General features: G+C 68.1%; 14 protein-coding genes and 1 tRNA gene. 6 read left to right on the top strand and 9 right to left on the bottom strand.

The genetic code is table 11. The features are described from left to right. Positions 1 to 43 precede the first annotated feature (43 nt). Together ACO057_RS03980 and ACO057_RS03985 are read right to left on the bottom strand one after the other, a co-directional pair. Entirely contained in the window at positions 44 to 631 is a 588-nt protein-coding gene (locus tag ACO057_RS03980; RefSeq protein WP_421989055.1) for a hypothetical protein, read from the bottom strand. 51 nt (positions 632 to 682) lie between these two features. Continuing rightward, positions 683 to 934, bottom strand: a complete 252-nt coding sequence (locus ACO057_RS03985; RefSeq protein WP_421989056.1) for a hypothetical protein — start codon at positions 932 to 934, stop codon at positions 683 to 685. A gap of 293 nt (positions 935 to 1,227) precedes the next feature. Between ACO057_RS03985 and ACO057_RS03990 the strand changes: the two genes are divergently transcribed. Together ACO057_RS03990 and ACO057_RS03995 are read left to right on the top strand one after the other, a co-directional pair. Next, complete coding sequence (locus tag ACO057_RS03990; protein WP_421989057.1) at positions 1,228 to 1,593, top strand: hypothetical protein; 366 nt, start codon at positions 1,228 to 1,230, stop codon at positions 1,591 to 1,593. A 438-nt stretch (positions 1,594 to 2,031) separates the two neighbouring features. Further along, entirely contained in the window at positions 2,032 to 7,275 is a 5,244-nt protein-coding gene (locus ACO057_RS03995) for a beta strand repeat-containing protein (protein ID WP_421989058.1), read from the top strand. Positions 7,276 to 7,469: 194 nt separating this feature from the next. Here the strand turns inward: ACO057_RS03995 and ACO057_RS04000 are convergent, their stop codons facing one another. From ACO057_RS04000 to ACO057_RS04030, 7 genes are all read right to left on the bottom strand, one after another. Then, the gene (locus tag ACO057_RS04000) at positions 7,470 to 8,168 is read right to left on the bottom strand and encodes an SAM-dependent methyltransferase (RefSeq protein ID WP_421989059.1); all 699 of its coding nucleotides are present in this window, start codon (positions 8,166 to 8,168) and stop codon (positions 7,470 to 7,472) included. A gap of 192 nt (positions 8,169 to 8,360) precedes the next feature. Continuing rightward, positions 8,361 to 8,864, bottom strand: a complete 504-nt coding sequence (locus tag ACO057_RS04005) for an invasion associated locus B family protein (protein ID WP_421989060.1) — start codon at positions 8,862 to 8,864, stop codon at positions 8,361 to 8,363. A gap of 235 nt (positions 8,865 to 9,099) precedes the next feature. After that, the gene (locus ACO057_RS04010) at positions 9,100 to 9,396 is read right to left on the bottom strand and encodes a hypothetical protein (protein WP_421989061.1); all 297 of its coding nucleotides are present in this window, start codon (positions 9,394 to 9,396) and stop codon (positions 9,100 to 9,102) included. A gap of 29 nt (positions 9,397 to 9,425) precedes the next feature. After that, positions 9,426 to 9,938 carry a winged helix-turn-helix domain-containing protein gene (locus ACO057_RS04015; RefSeq protein WP_421989062.1) on the bottom strand — a complete coding sequence of 171 codons (513 nt, stop codon included), beginning with the start codon at positions 9,936 to 9,938 and terminating at the stop codon, positions 9,426 to 9,428. A 171-nt stretch (positions 9,939 to 10,109) separates the two neighbouring features. Further along, the gene (locus tag ACO057_RS04020; protein ID WP_421989063.1) at positions 10,110 to 11,153 is read right to left on the bottom strand and encodes a hypothetical protein; all 1,044 of its coding nucleotides are present in this window, start codon (positions 11,151 to 11,153) and stop codon (positions 10,110 to 10,112) included. 424 nt (positions 11,154 to 11,577) lie between these two features. After that, positions 11,578 to 11,652 (bottom strand) — tRNA-Asn (locus tag ACO057_RS04025). Between the two features lie 118 nt (positions 11,653 to 11,770). After that, positions 11,771 to 12,787, bottom strand: coding sequence for an AI-2E family transporter (locus ACO057_RS04030; protein ID WP_421989064.1), 1,017 nt, complete (start codon positions 12,785 to 12,787; stop codon positions 11,771 to 11,773). A 295-nt stretch (positions 12,788 to 13,082) separates the two neighbouring features. On the opposite strand from ACO057_RS04030, the gene ACO057_RS04035 reads away from it, so the two are divergent. Genes ACO057_RS04035 through ACO057_RS04050 form a run of 4 tightly spaced genes read left to right on the top strand, consistent with a single transcriptional unit; the run spans position 13,083 to position 17,676 of the window. Next, positions 13,083 to 14,147 (top strand): patatin-like phospholipase family protein, encoded by a 1,065-nt coding sequence (locus tag ACO057_RS04035; protein WP_421989065.1) that lies wholly within the window; start codon positions 13,083 to 13,085, stop codon positions 14,145 to 14,147. Positions 14,148 to 14,150: 3 nt separating this feature from the next. Beyond that, the gene (locus ACO057_RS04040) at positions 14,151 to 15,605 is read left to right on the top strand and encodes a GntP family permease (protein WP_421989066.1); all 1,455 of its coding nucleotides are present in this window, start codon (positions 14,151 to 14,153) and stop codon (positions 15,603 to 15,605) included. 54 nt (positions 15,606 to 15,659) lie between these two features. After that, positions 15,660 to 16,184, top strand: coding sequence for a hypothetical protein (locus tag ACO057_RS04045; protein WP_421989067.1), 525 nt, complete (start codon positions 15,660 to 15,662; stop codon positions 16,182 to 16,184). A gap of 34 nt (positions 16,185 to 16,218) precedes the next feature. After that, positions 16,219 to 17,676, top strand: a complete 1,458-nt coding sequence (locus tag ACO057_RS04050) for an alpha/beta hydrolase (protein WP_421989068.1) — start codon at positions 16,219 to 16,221, stop codon at positions 17,674 to 17,676. The last annotated feature ends 106 nt before the right edge of the window (positions 17,677 to 17,782 follow it).

The following is a 17,782-nucleotide window of genomic DNA, read 5'->3' on the forward strand; positions in this document are numbered from 1 at the left end:
ACGCGGTGGTGTTCAGGGTCGGGCGAAATCGGGGCAGGGCCGCTCAGCGAATGGCGCCTGACTGGCGGATGAAGGGCGCGATGTCCTCGCTGACGGCCAGGGCGTCGATCGTATCGGCCCGGTAGCGCAGGACCCATTCGCGCTCGCGGAAGACCGTGTTGGGAACCGCCACCGTCACCTCCCATTGGCCGTTCAGCAACGGGTCGCGATTCTCGTCGTGCAAAGTGAGGAGGGCCGGCTGGCCCGGCGGCGCGGTCTCGCGCGTCGCGAACACCTGGATCAGCGAATAGCGTTGGGCGCCGGGCAGGGCGTCGATGCGCAGGCGCAGCAGCCACTCCTCGCCCTGCCGCTGGGCGAGCACGGCCGCGCGCGTCGGTTGCGGGGCCTGCGGCGGGGCGGTGACGGTGAATTCGAGGCGCGTCGTCCGATGGGCGCCAGGGAGCAGATCATGGCCGCACAACCCGGCCCTCTCGCAGGCGCGCTGGAGCTGCGGCGGCAGCCGGCCGGCGGCATCCAGGACGAGCAGCGCCGCGGCGCTCAGCAGAAGCAGACCCAGCAGAAGCAGACTCAGTAGATGGGCGGGCCAGCGCCAGCGGCGCCGTCGCGGCGGATCAGCCTTGGAATCCGCCATATGCCACTCTCCCGCCTGGGATCGATCGATGCCAGGGGATCGGCGTGGCGGCTAGCCCTTGCGGCCCGTCCAGATCCGCGCCGCCACCATCAGCACGATGCCGAGGGCGATCAGCCCAACCGTAGTGGGCGAGGCGGCGATGGCCTCCAATAGGGCCGCCGGGGCCCATTCCAGGCCTTCCAGAACGCTGCGCGGGAACCACAGCAGGGCCGGCCAGCCGAACCAATGCGCGGCGACGCCGATCACGACCAGGCAGACGCCGATCGTCCAGAGGGTGGACGGCTTCAGGATGGCTTCCTCCAAGGCATCGCGCGATGTCGGCGATGGAATTCACAAAGGCCCGGCGTGTCGCGACCCTCATCGACACGCCAAAGCGGGCGTTTTTGAGGTGATGTGATCGCAAGCGCATTCCGTTGACTTCACCGGTGAAGCTTCTTTTGATGGCGGGGACAAGCGGACCGGGGAATGCGAATGCGCAGCCCCGTGATGCCCGCCATTCAGAGGTGCAGCGACATGTCTTCTTTCACGATCCTGGCTGGCTCGATCCTGGTTGGATGCGCGCGGGCTTCGGACGTCCGGTTCCGGGGTTAGGGTTCATGTCCCCGTCCCGCGACGCGCCCGCTTCGGGCGGCCAGGCGGAGCTGCTGGGCCTCTGGGCCAGGCTCGACGCTCCGGAAAGGATGCGCCTGCTCGAGCAGGCGCGGTCGATGGTGCGGTCGGCGCGGCCGGTGGCGGGGCCGGTGATGGACGCCCCGCCGCGCCGCCGCCGCTGGCTCGCCGTGGCGCTCGTCCTCGCCATCGCCGGCGCCGTGTTCGGCCTTAAATTCGCGGGCTATCCGCGGTTGATGGAGACGATCGAGGCGAAGTTCGCCGCCGTGCGCGGGGAGTGGAGCTCCTGGTCGCGGGAGCCGGCCGCCATTGAGCCGATCCCGGCCCCGCGCAAGCAGAGGCAATGGGAATAGGAATGCGGCTGGGCAGACCGGGGCGCCCTCGCGCGGAGTGAGCGGTCCGAACTCAAGTGATATTGCCTAATTTATACACAATTCCCGAGCTTCCGGCGTTTCCTGGGCTGTTGTCAGCCTGCCACACCTGCGGGGCTTTTCATTGAAATTCAGTATAATTCCGGAAATCTATCTCTCGCATGCTTTCTTTGCATCTCATTATACGCCCTTATAAAATAGTTCACGTTTTCCGAGGTTAATGTGCGTCCGGATTGTCAGACTGCCGCTTCCCATCGTCGCTCGCTGCCGCGCTCCACCGGCGAGGCGGCCCCGAGGATGGGACTGGACGCGGAGTCTGGATTTGGCGCCGCCCTTCGGGCCTCGACCGCGCTCGTCGGCGCGCACCTCCTCCCGCGATCGCCTCCCTTTCTGCTATCGGCCGCGCTGCTGACCCTGAGCGTGGCGGCCTCGCCGGCCCTGGGCCAGATGGTCTGGCAGGGTCCCGGCACGAATTTCAACGCGGACGCGAATTGGAGCACCGGGGTCACTCCCGGCAGCGGGAACACGGCGGTCTTCCAGGCTGCCGGCCCCACCGCCCTGTCCACAAGCGCCAATACGTCGCTTGGCGGTATCCGCTTCGATGCGGGGGCGTCGAGCTACAACGTCACCCTCGGCCAGGACATGACGATCTTCGGCGACGTCGTGAACAATTCCGGCACGGGCCAGACGATCACCGTGAGCAATTCGACGACCCTGTTCTTCTCGGGGGCGGCTGCTTCGGGTCAGGGCGTCGAGTACATCGTCAACGGCGCCATGCGGCTCGACGACAATTCGTCCGGCGGCAATTCCAGCTTCGTCGTCAATTCCCAGGTCGCCGTCTTCGGCACGGCGCGCACCATCACGATGGGGGCGCTCAGCGGCGGCGGCGGCACGCTGATCCGGAGCTACGCGGCCGGCGACGTCACGCTCCAGGTTGGCAGCCTCGGCACCAGCACGAACTTCGGCGGCAGCCTCTCCAGCCCTGGCGGCAATCAGGTCACGCTCGACAAGGTCGGCGCCGGCACGCTGACGCTGTCGGGCGCCAACAGCCATGGCGCCACGATCATCACCGCAGGCACGCTGCAGGTGGGGGCAGGCGGCACGTCCGGGACCCTGGGCAGCGGCGCGGTGACGAACAACGCGGCCTTGATCTTCAATCGATCCGATCCGGTGACGGTCGCGAATGAGATCTCGGGCAACGGCACCGTGGAGCAGGCCGGCACGGGCACCACGATCCTGACGGGCAACAACAGCTACTCCGGTCCCACGACCATCAGCGCGGGCACGCTGCAGATCGGAAATGGTGGCACGACCGGCTCGCTGGGCACCGGCAATGTGGTGAATAACGGATCCCTGGTCTTCAATCATGATTCCATCGGCGTCCTGAACGTCATCTCGGGGACCGGTTCGGTCACGATCAATGGAAGCGCGAGCCTCAACGCGGTCAATTCTTATTCCGGCGGCACCTTCATCAACGGTTTCGTCTTCGTCGCCACCGATTCCGCCTTGGGCAACGCCGCGGGCGGCCTGACCTTCGACAACGGCTTCCTCGACACCACCACCACATTCACCTCCAGCCGCGCGATCACGATGAACGGGGTCGGCGGCACCTTCGAGCCTTCGGCGGGAACCACCCTGACGCTCACCGGTGTCATCTCTGGCTCGGGTGGCCTCGGCAGCAACGGCCCCGGGACGCTGGTGCTGACCGGCGCCAACACCTATTCGGGCGCCACCGTGCTCAACGGGGGCACCACACGGATCGCCGCCGACGCTGCCCTCGGCAACGGGGGCAGGCTCTTCATGAACAGCGGAACGCTGCAAACGACCGCCGACCTCACGATGACCCGCGCCGTCGAGCTGCAGACCATGGGCGGCAGCAATTTCGCCCCGGATTCCGGCACGACGCTGACGCTCTCGGGCGTCGTCAGCGGCCAGGGCCTGATCATGTCGGGCGCCGGTACGCTGGTGCTGAACGGCAGCAACACCTATGGCGCCACGACCATCAGTTCGGGCACGCTGCAGGTGGGCGATGGCGGCACGACCGGGACGCTGGGCACCGGCGCGGTGACGAACAATGCGGCCCTGGTCTTCAATCGTTCAGGCATTCTGACGGTCGCGAATGCGATCTCGGGCACCGGCACCGTGGAGCAGGCCGGGACGGGCACCACCATCCTGACCGGCGCCAACGGCTATTCGGGCACGACCACCGTCAGCTCGGGCACGCTGCAGATCGGTGCCGGCGGCACGACGGGCACGCTGGGGACCGGCGCCGTGGTGAACGACGCCGCGCTGGCCTTCAACCGGACCGACGCCCTCACCGTCGCCAACACCATTTCCGGCTCGGGCAGGCTGCGGCAGGTGGGCGGCGGCGTCCTGACGCTCAACAGCGCCAACACCTATTCCGGCGGGACGGCCGTCGATGCGGGCATCCTGGCGATCGGCGATATGGCCGCGCTCGGCACCGGCACCGTGACGCTCGGGGGAGGCGCGCTGCGTTCCAACGTCACCGGAAGCCTCTTGAACGACGTGGCGGTCGCCGCGGCCGCGACCGGGACGATCGGCGCGGCCGCCGGCCAGACCCTGACGCTCACGGGCGCTCTCTCGGTCGGCGGCAGCGGCGTGCTCGTCTTCGGCTCTGCGACGGATAGCGGGCTGGTCGCGGCTGGCTTCAGCAGCGCGACGCAGGCTTCCCCCGAAGGGGGCCTGCGTGTCGCGGGCGGCACGCTGCGGGTGGACAGCAACGCCTTCGGCGCCCTGTTGAGCACCTTCTCCGACACGACGATCGATTCCGGCGCGACGCTGGACGTCAACGGCCGGACCGGCGCTTCCGGCACGATCGCCAGCCTCCAGGGCGCGGGGACCCTGACCAGCACGGCGGAGATCACCGTTCTCGCCGGCAATTTCGCCGGCGCCATCACCGGCGCCGCCGGCCTGCAGAAGACCTCGGGCGGCACGCTCGTGCTGACCGGCACGAACACCTATTCCGGCGCGACGAGGGTCCTCAACGGCACGCTGCAGATCGGTGACGGCGGCTCGACCGGCACGCTGGGCAGCGGCGCCGTCGTCGTCGGCAACGTCCTGGCCTTCAACCGGAGCGACGACGCGCTGGTCGTCGCCAACGCCATTTCCGGCACGGGGCGGATCCGCCAGGTCGGCACGGGCACCACCACGCTGACCGGGGCGCTGACCTATACCGGCCGCACCTCCGTGGAAGCGGGCACGCTGATCCTCGGCGACGCGCTGAACGCCGTCACCCTGCCGGGCGACGCGACGATCACGGGCACCACGACGACGCTGACGCTGGCGAACGGCTCGCTGGGCAGCGGCACGATCACGAATGGCGGCAATCTCGGCCTGGAGGGGACGTCGACCGCGGGCAGCGCGATCATCACCAGCAGCTGCTGCCTGCGCTTCAGCGGCTCGGCGACGGCTGGCACGGCCACCATCACCAACACCGCCACGGGCAATATCGACTTCGACGGAACCTCCACCGCGGGCAATGCCAGCATCGCCAATTCAGGTTTCGTGCGCTTCCTGGCCAATGCCACGGGCGGCACGGCCGCCTATACCGGCCAGGCCGGCAGCACGGTGGACTTCTCCTTCATGACCGCGCCGAGCGCGACGCTGGGCTCGCTCGCCGGGAGGGGGGCGGTGGATCTCGGCAGCATCACCCTGGCGGTGGGCGGCAACGGCACCTCGACCACCTTCGCCGGCGTGATCGCCGATGGCGGCATCCTGGGCGGCACCGGCGCGGGGCTGACCAAGGCGGGCGGCGGCACGCTGACGCTGACCGGCGCCAACACCTATACCGGCCTTACCACCATCTCCGCCGGCACGCTTCAGGTCGGCAATGGCGGTATGACGGGCGCGCTGGGCAGCGGCAACGTCGTGAACAACGCGGCACTGGCCTACAGACGCTCGGATGCCGTCACGATGGCCCAAGTGATCAGCGGCACCGGCACGCTGACCCAGGCCGGCACGGGCAACCTGATCGTGACCGGCGCGAACACCTATACCGGCGCCACCTTCGTCAATGCCGGCCGCCTCTCGGTGAACGGCTCGATCGCGAGTTCGTCGGGCGTGACCGTCGCCTCTGGCGGAACACTGGGCGGCACGGGCAGCCTGCCGGGCGTCTCCGTCCTTTCGGGCGGCACGCTCGCGCCGGGCAATTCCATCGGCACGCTGAACGTCGCGGGCAACCTGACGCTGGCGGCCGGCTCGACCACGCAGATCGAGGTCGAGGGGCCGCTGATCGACCGCATCAACGTCACCGGGACGGCGACACTGGGCGGCACGCTGCGGCTGCTGGCCCAGGGCGGGAGCTACACCTTCAACGCGCCCTATACGATCGTCCAGGCCGGCGCCGTCACCGGCAACTTCGCCGCCGTGAACGCCACCGGCAGCTTCGGCGCGGGCGTGACCAGCGAGGTGAGCACCACCGCCACCCAGGCGCAGCTCATCCTGACGCCCGCGCCGCTGGTGCCGATCGTGACACCTCCCGTGACGCCTCCCGTCGTCCCGGAGCCGGTCGCGCCGCCGCCCGTGGCCAAAAGCGCGCCCGTGATCGGGCCGCGTGGCACGGCGAACCAGATCTCCCTCGCCGCGGGTCTCGACCGCGCGGTGGCGGGGGGCGCGGACGTCTCGCCGCTCTTCGCATTGTACAACCTGTCGGCCTCGGCGCTGCCGCGCGGGCTGGACCAGGTCTCGGGCCAGATCCACGCGGTCGCGCCAGGCATGCATGCGCGCTCGGCCTATCAGTTCCTGGGCGCCATCCTGGAGCCCGGCCGTGGCCAGGCGCTGGGCGACGGGGCCGATGGCGCGGCGCCGCGCTATGCGGTGTGGGCCAGCGGCTTCGGTGGCGGCGGGCGCATTGGCTCCTCCGGAACGGCCGGCACCTATGCGGCGACCTCCAGCGGCGGCGGCGTGGCCGTGGGCGCGGATGTGCGGCTCAACGCGCAGGTCGTGGCCGGCATGGCGCTGGCCGGCTCGGGCGCGATGACGCGGCTGGCCGACGGCATGGGCCGCGCCGAGACCAGCCAGATCCAGGGCGCGATCTACGGCACCGGCACCTTCGGCGCGCTGCGGCTCGCGGCGGCGGTCGCCTATGGAGGGCTGGACGTGACGACGCGCCGCGCCGTGCCCTTCCTCGGCCTGGGCGATCTCCGCGGCCGCTACACGAGCTCGGGCGTCTCGACGCGTCTGGAGGCCGGGTGGCGGATGGAGGGGATCGTGCCGCGCGTGGCGCTGACGCCCTCGATCGCCTTCCAGGGCAGCTGGTACGACACGCCGGCCTTCAGCGAGACCGGCGTAGGTGGGCAATCCGCGGCGGCGCTGGCCGTGGCGGGGCAGAACCAGGGGCAGTCGCGCATGGAGCTCTCGCTGCGGGCCGAGATGGCGCTGACGCCGCAGCTGTCCGGCTTCGGACGCCTGGGCTGGGCGGCCTATCTGCAGCGCGACGCGGGGATGAGCGCGCGCTTCATCGGGCTGGCGAATTCCGGCTTCTCGCTGAGCGGGGCGCGGCCGGATGCGCATGCGGCGCTGGTCTCGGGCGGCCTGGACTGGCAGCTGGCGCCGGGCATGACGCTGACGACGCGGATGGATGCGGAGCTCGCCGCCAACAGCTATGCGGTGAATGGGACCGCGCGGATCCGCTACGAGTTCTGAGCGGGGGGCGGCCGGGGGTCTCGGACGCTATCGAACGCGGCCCTGGTCCGCTCTCTCGACGGCCTCGCCCTCGATGCAGGCGACGCGCATCAGGATGCGGGCGAGGGCAACAGATCGACGCGACCAGCGCCTGGCTGGACGCGGCGGCAGAGCCATCGGCGGGGCTGGCACTGGCTCGGGGCTATAACTCTAGCTTACCGGCGCGATGCCAGGCAGGCTCCCCAGAAGAGGCTGGAGAAGAACCAGGTCGGATTGCCGAACCCTCCCGCCGTCAGTAGGCGCTCCACTTCCGCCTCGGAGGCAGGCGGATCGGCGCCCTGCAGGATCTTGCCGAGCTTTGCCTCTACCTCCGAAGGCGATGCACCCATCATGCGCCAGCGCTCCCCCCAGGCGGTCAGCAGCAGCTGGTGATCCTCGTAAGCCAAGCGATTGCCCGCGAGAACAAGCGGCGCGCCGGGCTTCATGCGCGAGCTTATCGAGCGCAGCAACGCAAGCTTTCCAGCGTCTCCGGGGACATGGTGCAGCACGCCGATGAGGGTCGCCGCGTCAAAAACGGCTTCCGAGGGAAGGTCATCCACGGTGCCGAGCTTAGTGCTGGTGCGGCCTAGCAGGCCCGCCGCGTCGATGGCGGTGACGGCAATGTCCATCATTGCCTGTGAGGGATCGACGGCCGTGAAGCGCCAGCCGGGCTCGAGCGCGCCGGCCGTTAGCACCTCTCGTGCACCCCCGCCGGCACCGGCGACGAGCACATGGGCCGAACTGCCGCTGCCGAGCTTGGCAGCGAGCATGCAGGCCGTAAGCTCGTGGCAGGCGTCGTACCCCGCAAGGGCGATGCGGCTTTGCAATTGGTATTCATGTGCGCGAGCGTCGAATTTGGCGGCGGTGTCGGTCATGCCAGTCGATACTGGGGCGAAGCCGCTTCTAAGGCGACCCGCGCCGCCGTCATGGCTGCCCTATCACATCTCACGGCGCCCGACGGTGACCGCGAGGTTCCGCGCGCTGCTTTACGGCGCATGGCGTCAATTTCGAAAGACCACGGTGCGGACTTTTGCGTCGGATTTGAAGAGTGACGGCCCGCCCCAACATCACCGCCGCCGGCGCTGCGGACATTCTCGACTGATGGCGGAGTAGGCGGCGGTAAACCCTCGCAAACTGAAGGTGTCGGTGACGACGCCCCGAGGTCGCCCGGCTGCGCGCGGACCTTGCACAACGGCCTCCGAGCCAGCGCGGAAGGCGGCCACAGTTGCGAGGCCGTTCCTTGCGAAAGCTCCATCACCATCGGTGTAGAAAGGCAGCCGCGTCTGTCCCACCGTTGCAGTGACGGAGGCGCCGCGGGGGTAACGATAGCCCGCGTTGAGAACAACTTGGTTTCGCCCCTGGGCGCCGTGCGAGACGCTAAGGTAGACGTCGCCACGCCTGTGGCTCATGCGCGTCGGTGAGGTATAGGCATAGCAGAGCTTCTGGCCGTCCTGCACGTCCACGGCGACCGACCATTGTCCAATGACGCGGAGAAGGCGTGGACCGTCCTGCGCAAGTGCTGGCGCGATGAAAAGGGCCGCGAGGGCCGGGATCATGATCACTGCTCTCATTCCCCCCTGGTACAAAAGGGGAGACGCAGTGGCAACCAGCTAAGTGGTTCAATTCACGCCTTTCCACGGCCGAGATAATTCCGTGGAATTAATCATTTATCGATATTCAGAGACTCTTCTGACTCAGGGAACGATCCGGCGAGGGAGGGCGTCTTTCGTTGTCCTGGTGCAGTCGCCGGCTACATGATTCCCCGCATGTGTTCCCGCGCCTAACCCGGCCTTGCCTACCCGCTGGTTATCTCGCCCGGCGAACCCACACCACGAGCCATCCGATCATCGTGACTGCCATCAGCGGCGCCGCCAGGATCGCGAGCCACAGCATCATGAACATGCCGTAGAGCGTGCTGCCGATGTCATGGCCGGCCAGCATGCAAGGATGAGAATCGGCTTCGTTGAGCCGGCAGCCCAATGAAGAAGCGATGCCGGCTGCGGCGAAGGCCAGCGCGATCGGTAGCCAGGCAGCCACGGTCAGAATGCCAAGGATCACTTTCCATGGCCGCTGGACTGGCGTCAGGGGCGGACGGTCAACCATGGTCCTTCCTTAACCTCATGCCCGGTCCCTCACCATTCTCGGCGCCGAAGATTACGCTGGCGGGCCATCTTGGTGGAGGCTCCGGTTTTGTCGAGGAAGACCAAGCACTCGGGATCGAGATCAGGCTGGCCGCCGAACCAGGCTTGCCGCCGCGCGGCGGCGTCGGGTCGTGTCTGCTCGCTGGTGTGTGCTGTTTTTTTGAAGGTCATCGCGTGCCGATCCAGAAACCGCCACACCGTGCTGGGCGCGAAGGATACGCCGTAAGCTGTGCGCAGGAGCTCGGCCAGCTCGATCAGGGATACGTCCTTCTGCGCCTCGATCGCGGCCAGGATCACGTCGGCAAAGGCCTCGATGTGATGCGAACAGGTATTGCCGTCCTGCGGTTTGGGAGCGATCGTACCCGTGGAGGTCGAGGCCGCGACCCAGCGAATGGCGCTCGCGGCCGAGACGCCAAATCGCCCAGCCGCAGCGCGGCGAGAGAGGCCATTGGCAACGGCAGCCACCAATCTGGAACGAAGATCTACGGAAAGCGGCTTGCCCATGCAGGCTGGCCTCCTGACCAGCCCGCAGGGTGAATCACATCGCGCCCGCGCCGCGGAAACCCAAACGATTCATATCGAACAGGTTTCACTCTCGGCCCTCACGATTGCGCCGCCTGTCCGGTCGAAATAGCGGCCGCTCCAGTCTTCACCCGCGCGGGAAGGCGCTACGCGTCAGGTCTTGCCGGGCTTAGGTTGATCCAGGCCGCTGGTGTCGAGCAGCCGGATCACCGGCAGGCCGGTCGCAACGATGGCCTGTTCAATGGCGGGCGTCAGATAGGTCGCACCCGAATCATCGCGGATGAAGTTGATCCCGGCGGCGTTGACCTTTTTGAAAAACGCCACCGGGGTGACGAATTTCGAGCCAAACGAGCCGAGGACAACGACCTCGTTGTAGCCTCGCATGCCTTGGGTGCCCGTCGTACCGGCCAGGATGTTCGCCGGCGACAGGATCGGAAAGCGCGCCGTCACCGCGCGGACATTGGCGCGGAGATCGTTCACCCGCAGGTCGGTCATCTGTGCGGTCTCGCCGATCATGGCCACCTTGGCGTTATAGTTCCTGACCGCCTGATCCTTGTAGTTGGTCGAGACAATGTTGTCCGACGGAACGGACAGGATGAGCCCGTAGGGGTAGTAGGTCGCAACCTTACCATTACTGATAAGGGCGGTGGAAATTAGATATTCGCGCATGATCGTTGGATCGGCGAGGATGTCCGTATACGCCGTGCCTGCAACCGGCGGCACGTTCATCATGCCGAAGCAGAGATACTGGAAAGGGGCAATCTGCCGGTTCGGCACACGCGCGTCATAGTCGCCGACACCCGTGGTCGGGTCGCTGAAGTTTGCGGGATCCCAATCGTTGCGGAAGGGGCTTTTGTCGAACAGCGGGAGGCTGGCTTTGATCTTGGTTTGCAGCAGCGCCAGCGGGCTGTTGTCGTGGCGCGCGATCAACGATGCCGCCATGCTCGCGGGCTGGCCGACCACCACCAGTTCAAGGAGCACCATACAACGCACCGCCTGCCTGCGCTGCGTTTCCGTCGTCGACTTGTCCTGGCGTGAACCGAGCGAGAGGTATTTCGCCAAGTTCGCTCGTTGCGGCCAAGCCGCCACTTGGCGTTGCAGCAGAGTGACAGCGTTGTTTGCATCTGTCTGGCTGTTGGGCAGGGCGGCCCTTATCGCATCGTAGCATTCGTCCAGCCGGTCGTCGGTCTTCGACATTCTTTTTTGCTCTCCGCGAAGGAGCGAGCCTGCAAATCCCCCGTCGGTGTGTCAATCAGCGGTCGCGATCAGTCCATCGATTGCGCCCACCCACACTACAGCCGCCTAGAGTAGAATCCGATCAATCTGGTTCATACCCTGCGGCGGTGAAGCAATTCGCGCATTCGCAGGGTGTGAACCTGGGCGGGGCGTGCGGTGGATGACGGCCGGCTGCCGCCAGCAGAAGGCGGCCAATCCGGCATCAGCACGCAGCGCCGCTCGAAAACTTCGCCACGCCAAAGGGCGGCCCGAAGCGGGAGCCATGTCAAGGCGAACTCTGCCGACGGGCAGGTCGTAGCATTCCGATAATGGGAGGGACGGTAGGGGGGACAACGCGCGCTAATCGGCACATCGATTTAAAATAACGGGAGAATTTTTGAGGCAATGGCTCCGGCGGTAGGATTCGAACCTACGACCAACGGATTAACAGTCCGCTGCGCTACCGCTGCGCCACGCCGGATCACCTTGCTGCGGAGCCCTCTAGCAGCCGTTTGCGGGATGCGCAACACGCCCCCCGGAGGAAGTTTCCACAACATCCCCGCGGGGGCGCCGAATTCCGCTTTTTCCCGGCAAGAACCTCAGTTCATGGGATTATCGGCCAGTTCGCCCTCCTGGCCCGAGAGCAACGCCGCCACCCAGCGACTCCCCTCGAACTGGCGGCAGATCGTCACGGCCGCGATCAGCACGGGCACCCCGATGAAGGCGCCCGGCACGCCCCACAGGAAAGCCCCGAAGAACACCGCGAGCAGCACCATGAAGGGCGACACCGCCAGCCGCTTGCCCGCCAGAAGCGGCTCGATATAGCTCCCCGAGACCGACTGGATGACGTTCAAGCTGGCGAAGACCACCACCGCCGTCTGCCAGGATTCAAACTGCAGGATCGCGAAGATCGTCGGGAAGAGCGTCGCCACCAGCGGCCCGATGAAGGGGATGTAGTTCAGCACGAAGGCGATGACGCCCCATTCCGCCGCGAGGTCGAGCCCCATCAGCCGTGCGAATCCCCAGACTGCCAGGCCCGTCACCACGCTCATCAGCGTGCGCACGGCCATGTAGCTGCGGAACTTGCCGGCGGTCTCGATCGCGGCCTGGCGCAGCCGCGGCGCGATCTCGCCCGGCATGCGCGCAAGCTGGCGGTCCACCGCCTGCACCTCCAGCAGCCCCAGCACCAGGAAGACGATGGTCACGATCGAGAAGGCGAGGACGCTGTGCAGCCGCCCCGAGACCTCCTGCGCGATCACCACCAGCCAGCGCGAGCTGAACCCGTCCGACAGCAGGCTCGCCACGGCGATTCCCCGTTCCTCGAACCAGAGGATCTTGCGGGCATAGAGGAGCTGGATCTGGCCGGAATTGTTCAGCACCCAGCTTCCCACGCCACCGAAGGCCCAGGCGATGAGCAGCGCCAGCGTCACCACGGTCACGAGCGCGGCGAGCATCGCCGCCAGCATGGCCAGGCCCGAAGGCACCACGCGGGCCAGCCGCCGCTGGACCGGCCAGACGAGCGCCATCAGGAAGACAGCGAAGGCGACGGGAGCGAAGATGGATTGCGCCAGATGCAGCGCGGCCGCCACCAGGATGGCCGCACAGAGACCGATCATCATACGAAAGCTGTCCTAGATATTCGCGCGGCCGGACGCTCGCACGCCGCTTCCCCGCCCGGCAACGGGCGAGGCGGCGCACGGTCTGCCATCCTGGGATTTTGGGACGTGACGCGCGAATTTGGGATGTGATGCCCATCACCTCGATCCCGGCGGCGCGCTAGGATCGGCGACAGAAGCTCGGGGATGGGCGGGTCTAAGGATCAGAGGCCAGGTCACCGGAATCCTTCGGGCTCCGGGGCCGGAGCTCGCCTTCGATCCAGGCCCGGCCGTTGCCGCAAGGAGTGACGGCACAGTGGCGAAACGTAGCATCACCCCCAAATCCGATACTCCCATGCCCGAGGGCCGCGAGCGGTTGCTCGTCGACCTTGCGCTGCAGGGCGGCGGCTCGCATGGCGCCTTCACCTGGGGCGTACTCGATCGGCTGCTCCAGGAGGACTGGCTCGACATCGAGGCCATCTCGGGCACCTCGGCAGGCGCCATGAACGCCGCCGTGCTCGTCGACGGCCATGCGCAGGGCGGCGCCGAGGGCGCGCGTGCCGCGCTGGAGCGCTTCTGGAAGGTCGTCTCGGACGGCGCGGCCATGAGCCCCTTCCGCCGCGGCCCGATCGACGTGCTGCTCAACCGTTGGACGCTCGACCACTCGCCCGGCTACGTGGCGATGGACATGATGAGCCGGCTCTTCTCGCCCTACGACATGCCCTTCGGCGATTCCAACCCGCTGCGCGACATCCTGGCGCAATGCGTCGATTTCGAGCGCATCGCGGCCGCGCCCATCAAGCTCTTCATCACCGCGACCAATGTCCGCACCGGGCGCGGCCGGGTCTTCCGCAATGCGGACCTCTCGCCGGACGCGCTGCTGGCCTCGGCCTGCCTGCCCACGATGTTCCAGGCCGTCGAGATCGACGGCGAGGCCTATTGGGACGGCGGCTATTCCGGCAACCCGACCATGACGCCGCTCATGGAGGAATGCGTCTCCGACGACACCATCATCGTCGGCATCAACCCGGTGGAGCGGGCGGGCACGCCCAAGACGGCGCGGGACATCCTGAACCGGCTGAACGAGGTGTCCTTCAACGCGGTGCTGCTGAAGGAACTGCGGATGATCGCGCTGCTGCGCAAGGTCTCCGACCCCGGCAACAGCGTCTCGGCGCATTGGGCGAACATGCGCGTCCACCTCGTGCGCAGCCACCTCCTGACCGAGCTCGGCGCCTCCTCCAAGCTCAATGCGGAGTGGGATTTCCTGACGATGCTGCGCGACGAGGGCCGCCGCGCGGCGGAGGAGTTCCTGGCGGAGAAGGGGGCCGATCTCGGCAAGCGCTCGACCCTCGACATCGACCAGCTCCTGGCGGGCAGCTGAGCCGTGGGCCTTCTCGGAATTCTGGCTGGCCTGGCGCTGCTGGTCTGGCTCGCCTTCCGCGGATGGAGCGTCCTGCTCCTGGCGCCCGTCGCGGCGCTCATCGCCGCCGCCTTCGCCGGGGAGCCCCTGCTGGCGCATTGGACGCAGACCTTCATGGGCAGCGCCTCCGGCTTCGTGGCGCAGTTCTTCCCGCTGTTCCTGCTGGGCGCGCTCTTCGGCAAGCTGATGGAGGACAGCGGCGCGGTCTCCGCCATCGCGAGCTGGATGACCGCGAAGCTCGGTGTGCGGCGGGCCGTGCTGGCGGTGGTGCTGGCGGGCGCGGCCGTGACCTATGGCGGCGTCAGCCTCTTCGTCGCGATCTTCGTGCTGACGCCGATGGCGATGGCGCTGTTCCAGGCGGCCGGCGTGCCGCGGCGGCTGATGCCGGCGGCGATCGCGCTCGGCACCTCCACCTTCACCATGTCCGCTTTGCCGGGGACGCCGGCGATCCAGAACGCGATCCCGATGCCCTTCTTCGGCACCACGCCCTTCGCCGCGCCGGGGCTGGGCATCATCGCCTCGGCGATCATGCTCGGCTTCGGCCTGTGGTGGCTGAACCGGGCCGAGGCCCGTGCGCGCGCGGCAGGCGAGGGCTTCGGCGACGTGACGCCCGCCCCGGTGGACGCGGCTGCTGACAGCCCGCTGGTGCGCGAGCGCGCCACGGTCGCCCACGAGTTCGATCCGGCCGAAACCCATCGCAGCGCGCACGCGCCCGGCGAGCCCTCCATCCTGGTCGCCGCCTTGCCGCTCTTCGTGGTGGTGATGGTGAACCTCGTCATGTCCTTCTTCGTGCTGCCGCGCTTCGACGCGGCGTTCCTGGCGGAGCCGCGCTGGGGTGGCACGAGCCTCGCGGCCGTGGCCGGCGTCTGGTCGGTCGCGGTGGCGCTGGCCGCAGCGATCCTGGTGATCCTGGCCTGCAGCGCGCGCCGGCTGCCCTCCGTGCGCGCGACCATGGATGCCGGCGCCAATGCCGCCGTGCTGCCGATCTTCGCGGTGGCGAGCCTCGTGGGCTTCGGCGCCGTGGTGGCCGCCATGCCCGCCTTCGAACTCGTGCGCGCCTGGGTGCTGGGCATCGGCGGCGGGCCGCTCGTGTCGCTCGCCGTCGCGACCAATGTTCTGGCGGCGCTGACCGGCTCGGCCTCGGGCGGGCTCACCATCGCGCTGGACGCGCTGGGGCCGACCTACATGCAGATCGCGGCGGAGCAGGGGATCGATCCCGGCCTGCTGCACCGCGTGGCGGTGATCGGCGCGGGCACGCTGGACAGCCTGCCGCATAACGGCGCGGTGGTGACTCTTCTCGCGGTTTGCGGCACCACGCACAAGCAGAGCTACATCGACATCGTGATGGCCTGCATCGTCGGCGCGCTCGTCGCGCTCGCGGTCGTGATCCTGCTGGGGACCCTGGTGGGATCGTTTTGAGCGAAGGAAGGACGGCGTCGATTCAACGACGTTTTTTGGAAGGAAGAAGACGACATGGGTGCCACATTCGCGACCGAACGCCGGTTGCTGGCCGAGGACGAGATCGGTCAGGTTATTCGCAGCCATTATCCTGAGCTGGACGAGCTCGGCTCCGAGGATCTGGTGAGCCTCGCCCGCTGGCTGCGATCGCAGCACGGCCGCATGCGCGACACGATGCGCGAGCGCCGGCGCATTCATCGCGGCAAGGCGGAGGCGCGCGGCAGCGCGACCGAAAGTGCGGGTGAGCGGTCGATGGCGGAGAAGAAGCAGGTCTTCGCGCGCGGTCTGAAGCGGGTGAATGCGCGGATCGGCCATCTCCGCGCCGAGGAAAAGCGCGAGCGCGCCAGCGCCGCGCTGCGCGGGGCCCTGGCCCGGCGCGGGCAGGAGGCCGTCCATCACCCCGGCGCGGGCGAGACGACGCATGCCGGGATGCGCCCACTTCCAGGCGACCACCGCCGTGGCATCATCACCGGCGGGCGCATCGGCAGCGTGTCTCAGGCGGGCCGCAACGCGCAGGCCGCCCGCGACCGTCGTGGCTGACGGGCGCCCTGCGGAAATCTAGTTGGGGAATGCGATGAGTCGCTGGACTTTGAAGTGGACGAAGCGGCTCTCGCTGCTGGCGGCGGGTGCTTTCGCCGCCTTCCTCGTCATCCGCGCGGTGGACAGCCAGCGCGGCCCGCCGCTCGAACTCTGGCACAGCTTCGTGCCGGAAGACCTGCATGCCGAACGCATCGACCAGCTCGACTGGGCCGGCTATCTCGCCGCCGAGCAGCGTACCTTCGACCAGGTGCGCCGCGAGGTGACGGACCACCTGCCGCCCGAGCGCCGCACGGTCGACAACCGCTACTACGCCGAAAGCCCCGTCTATCCGGGGCACTTCGCGCAGGACTGGAACCGCTCCTACGTTCTTGAGCCGCAAGGGCCGCCGCGTGGCGCGATCGTCCTGCTGCATGGCCTGACGGATTCCCCCTACAGCACGCGCCACATCGCCGCGCGCTACCGCGATGACGGCTTCGTCGCCATCGGCCTTCGCGTGCCGGCCCACGGCACCGTTCCCTCTGCCCTGACCGACACCGCCTGGGAGGACTGGAGCGCGGCCACGCGCCTGGCCATGCGCGAGGCCCGCCGCCGCGTGGGGCCGGACGCGCCGATCCATATGCTGGGCTTCTCCAATGGCGGCGCACTGGCCATGAAATACGCGCTGGACGCCATCGAGGATCCGCGCCTGACGCGGCCCGATCGCCTGGTGCTGATCTCGCCCATGATCGGCATCACCGCCTTCGCCCGCTTCGCCGGCCTGGCCGCGTTGCCCGCGATCCTGCCGTCCTTCGCCAAGGCCGCGTGGCTGAGCCGCGTGCCCGAGTTCAACCCCTTCAAGTACAACTCCTTCCCGGTGAACGGGGCGCGCCAGTCGCACCGCCTGACCCAGGCGCTCCAGCAGCAGATCCGCACGCTCTCGCGCGCCGGACGGCTGGATCAGCTTGCGCCCGTCCTGACCTTCCAGTCGGTGATGGACTTCACCGTCTCCACGCGCGCGGTGATCTCCTCGCTCTACGAGCAGCTCCCCGCCAATGGCAGCGAGCTCGTGCTCTTCGACCGCAATCGCAACACCAAGCTCGGCCCGCTGCTGCGACCGGCCTTCGACACGGTGCTGGCGCGCATGGTGCCGGCCGCGCCGCGCAACTGGCGGCTGACCTTCATCACCAATGCCAGCGAGGACGAGGCTGAGGTGGTCGAACGCACGACCGCCGCCGGCGCCACGGAGGAGGTGACGCGCCGCCTGGGGCTGCTTTACCCGCGCGACGTCTATTCGCTGTCCCACGTCGCGCTGCCCTTCCCGCCGGAGGATTCGCTCTACGGCAACCAGCCGGGCCCGGAGCCGGAATTCGGCGTCAGCCTGGGCGGCCTCGCGGCCCATGGTGAGGTGGGGGTGCTGATCCTGGCCATGGATTCCCTCGCCCGGATCTCCTGGAATCCCTTCTACAGCTATCTCATGGAGCGGATCGAAGCCGTGATCCCACCGCGCCCGTGAGTGAGATTGGGACGTGTTGCGTAGCCTTGGGATACAAGACTGATCCCCCGGCCGCGCCCACGCGCTAACCGATCTGGGCGGTGCCCTGGCCGGTCCCGCATCTGCG

Source organism: Roseococcus sp., assembly GCF_965227005.1.
GTDB lineage: Bacteria > Pseudomonadota > Alphaproteobacteria > Acetobacterales > Acetobacteraceae > Roseococcus.

What these genes read in the sequence shown, in the direction of transcription:
- ACO057_RS03980 (WP_421989055.1), bottom strand. Translation starts at nt 631, where the DNA reads ATGGCGGATTCCAAGGCTGATCCGCCGCGACGGCGCCGCTGGCGCTGG.
- ACO057_RS03990 (WP_421989057.1), top strand. Translation starts at nt 1,228, where the DNA reads ATGTCCCCGTCCCGCGACGCGCCCGCTTCGGGCGGCCAGGCGGAGCTG.
- ACO057_RS04000 (WP_421989059.1), bottom strand. Translation starts at nt 8,168, where the DNA reads ATGACCGACACCGCCGCCAAATTCGACGCTCGCGCACATGAATACCAA.
- ACO057_RS04005 (WP_421989060.1), bottom strand. Translation starts at nt 8,864, where the DNA reads ATGAGAGCAGTGATCATGATCCCGGCCCTCGCGGCCCTTTTCATCGCG.
- ACO057_RS04010 (WP_421989061.1), bottom strand. Translation starts at nt 9,396, where the DNA reads ATGGTTGACCGTCCGCCCCTGACGCCAGTCCAGCGGCCATGGAAAGTG.
- ACO057_RS04015 (WP_421989062.1), bottom strand. Translation starts at nt 9,938, where the DNA reads ATGGGCAAGCCGCTTTCCGTAGATCTTCGTTCCAGATTGGTGGCTGCC.
- ACO057_RS04020 (WP_421989063.1), bottom strand. Translation starts at nt 11,153, where the DNA reads ATGTCGAAGACCGACGACCGGCTGGACGAATGCTACGATGCGATAAGG.
- ACO057_RS04030 (WP_421989064.1), bottom strand. Translation starts at nt 12,787, where the DNA reads ATGATCGGTCTCTGTGCGGCCATCCTGGTGGCGGCCGCGCTGCATCTG.
- ACO057_RS04045 (WP_421989067.1), top strand. Translation starts at nt 15,660, where the DNA reads ATGGGTGCCACATTCGCGACCGAACGCCGGTTGCTGGCCGAGGACGAG.
- ACO057_RS04050 (WP_421989068.1), top strand. Translation starts at nt 16,219, where the DNA reads ATGAGTCGCTGGACTTTGAAGTGGACGAAGCGGCTCTCGCTGCTGGCG.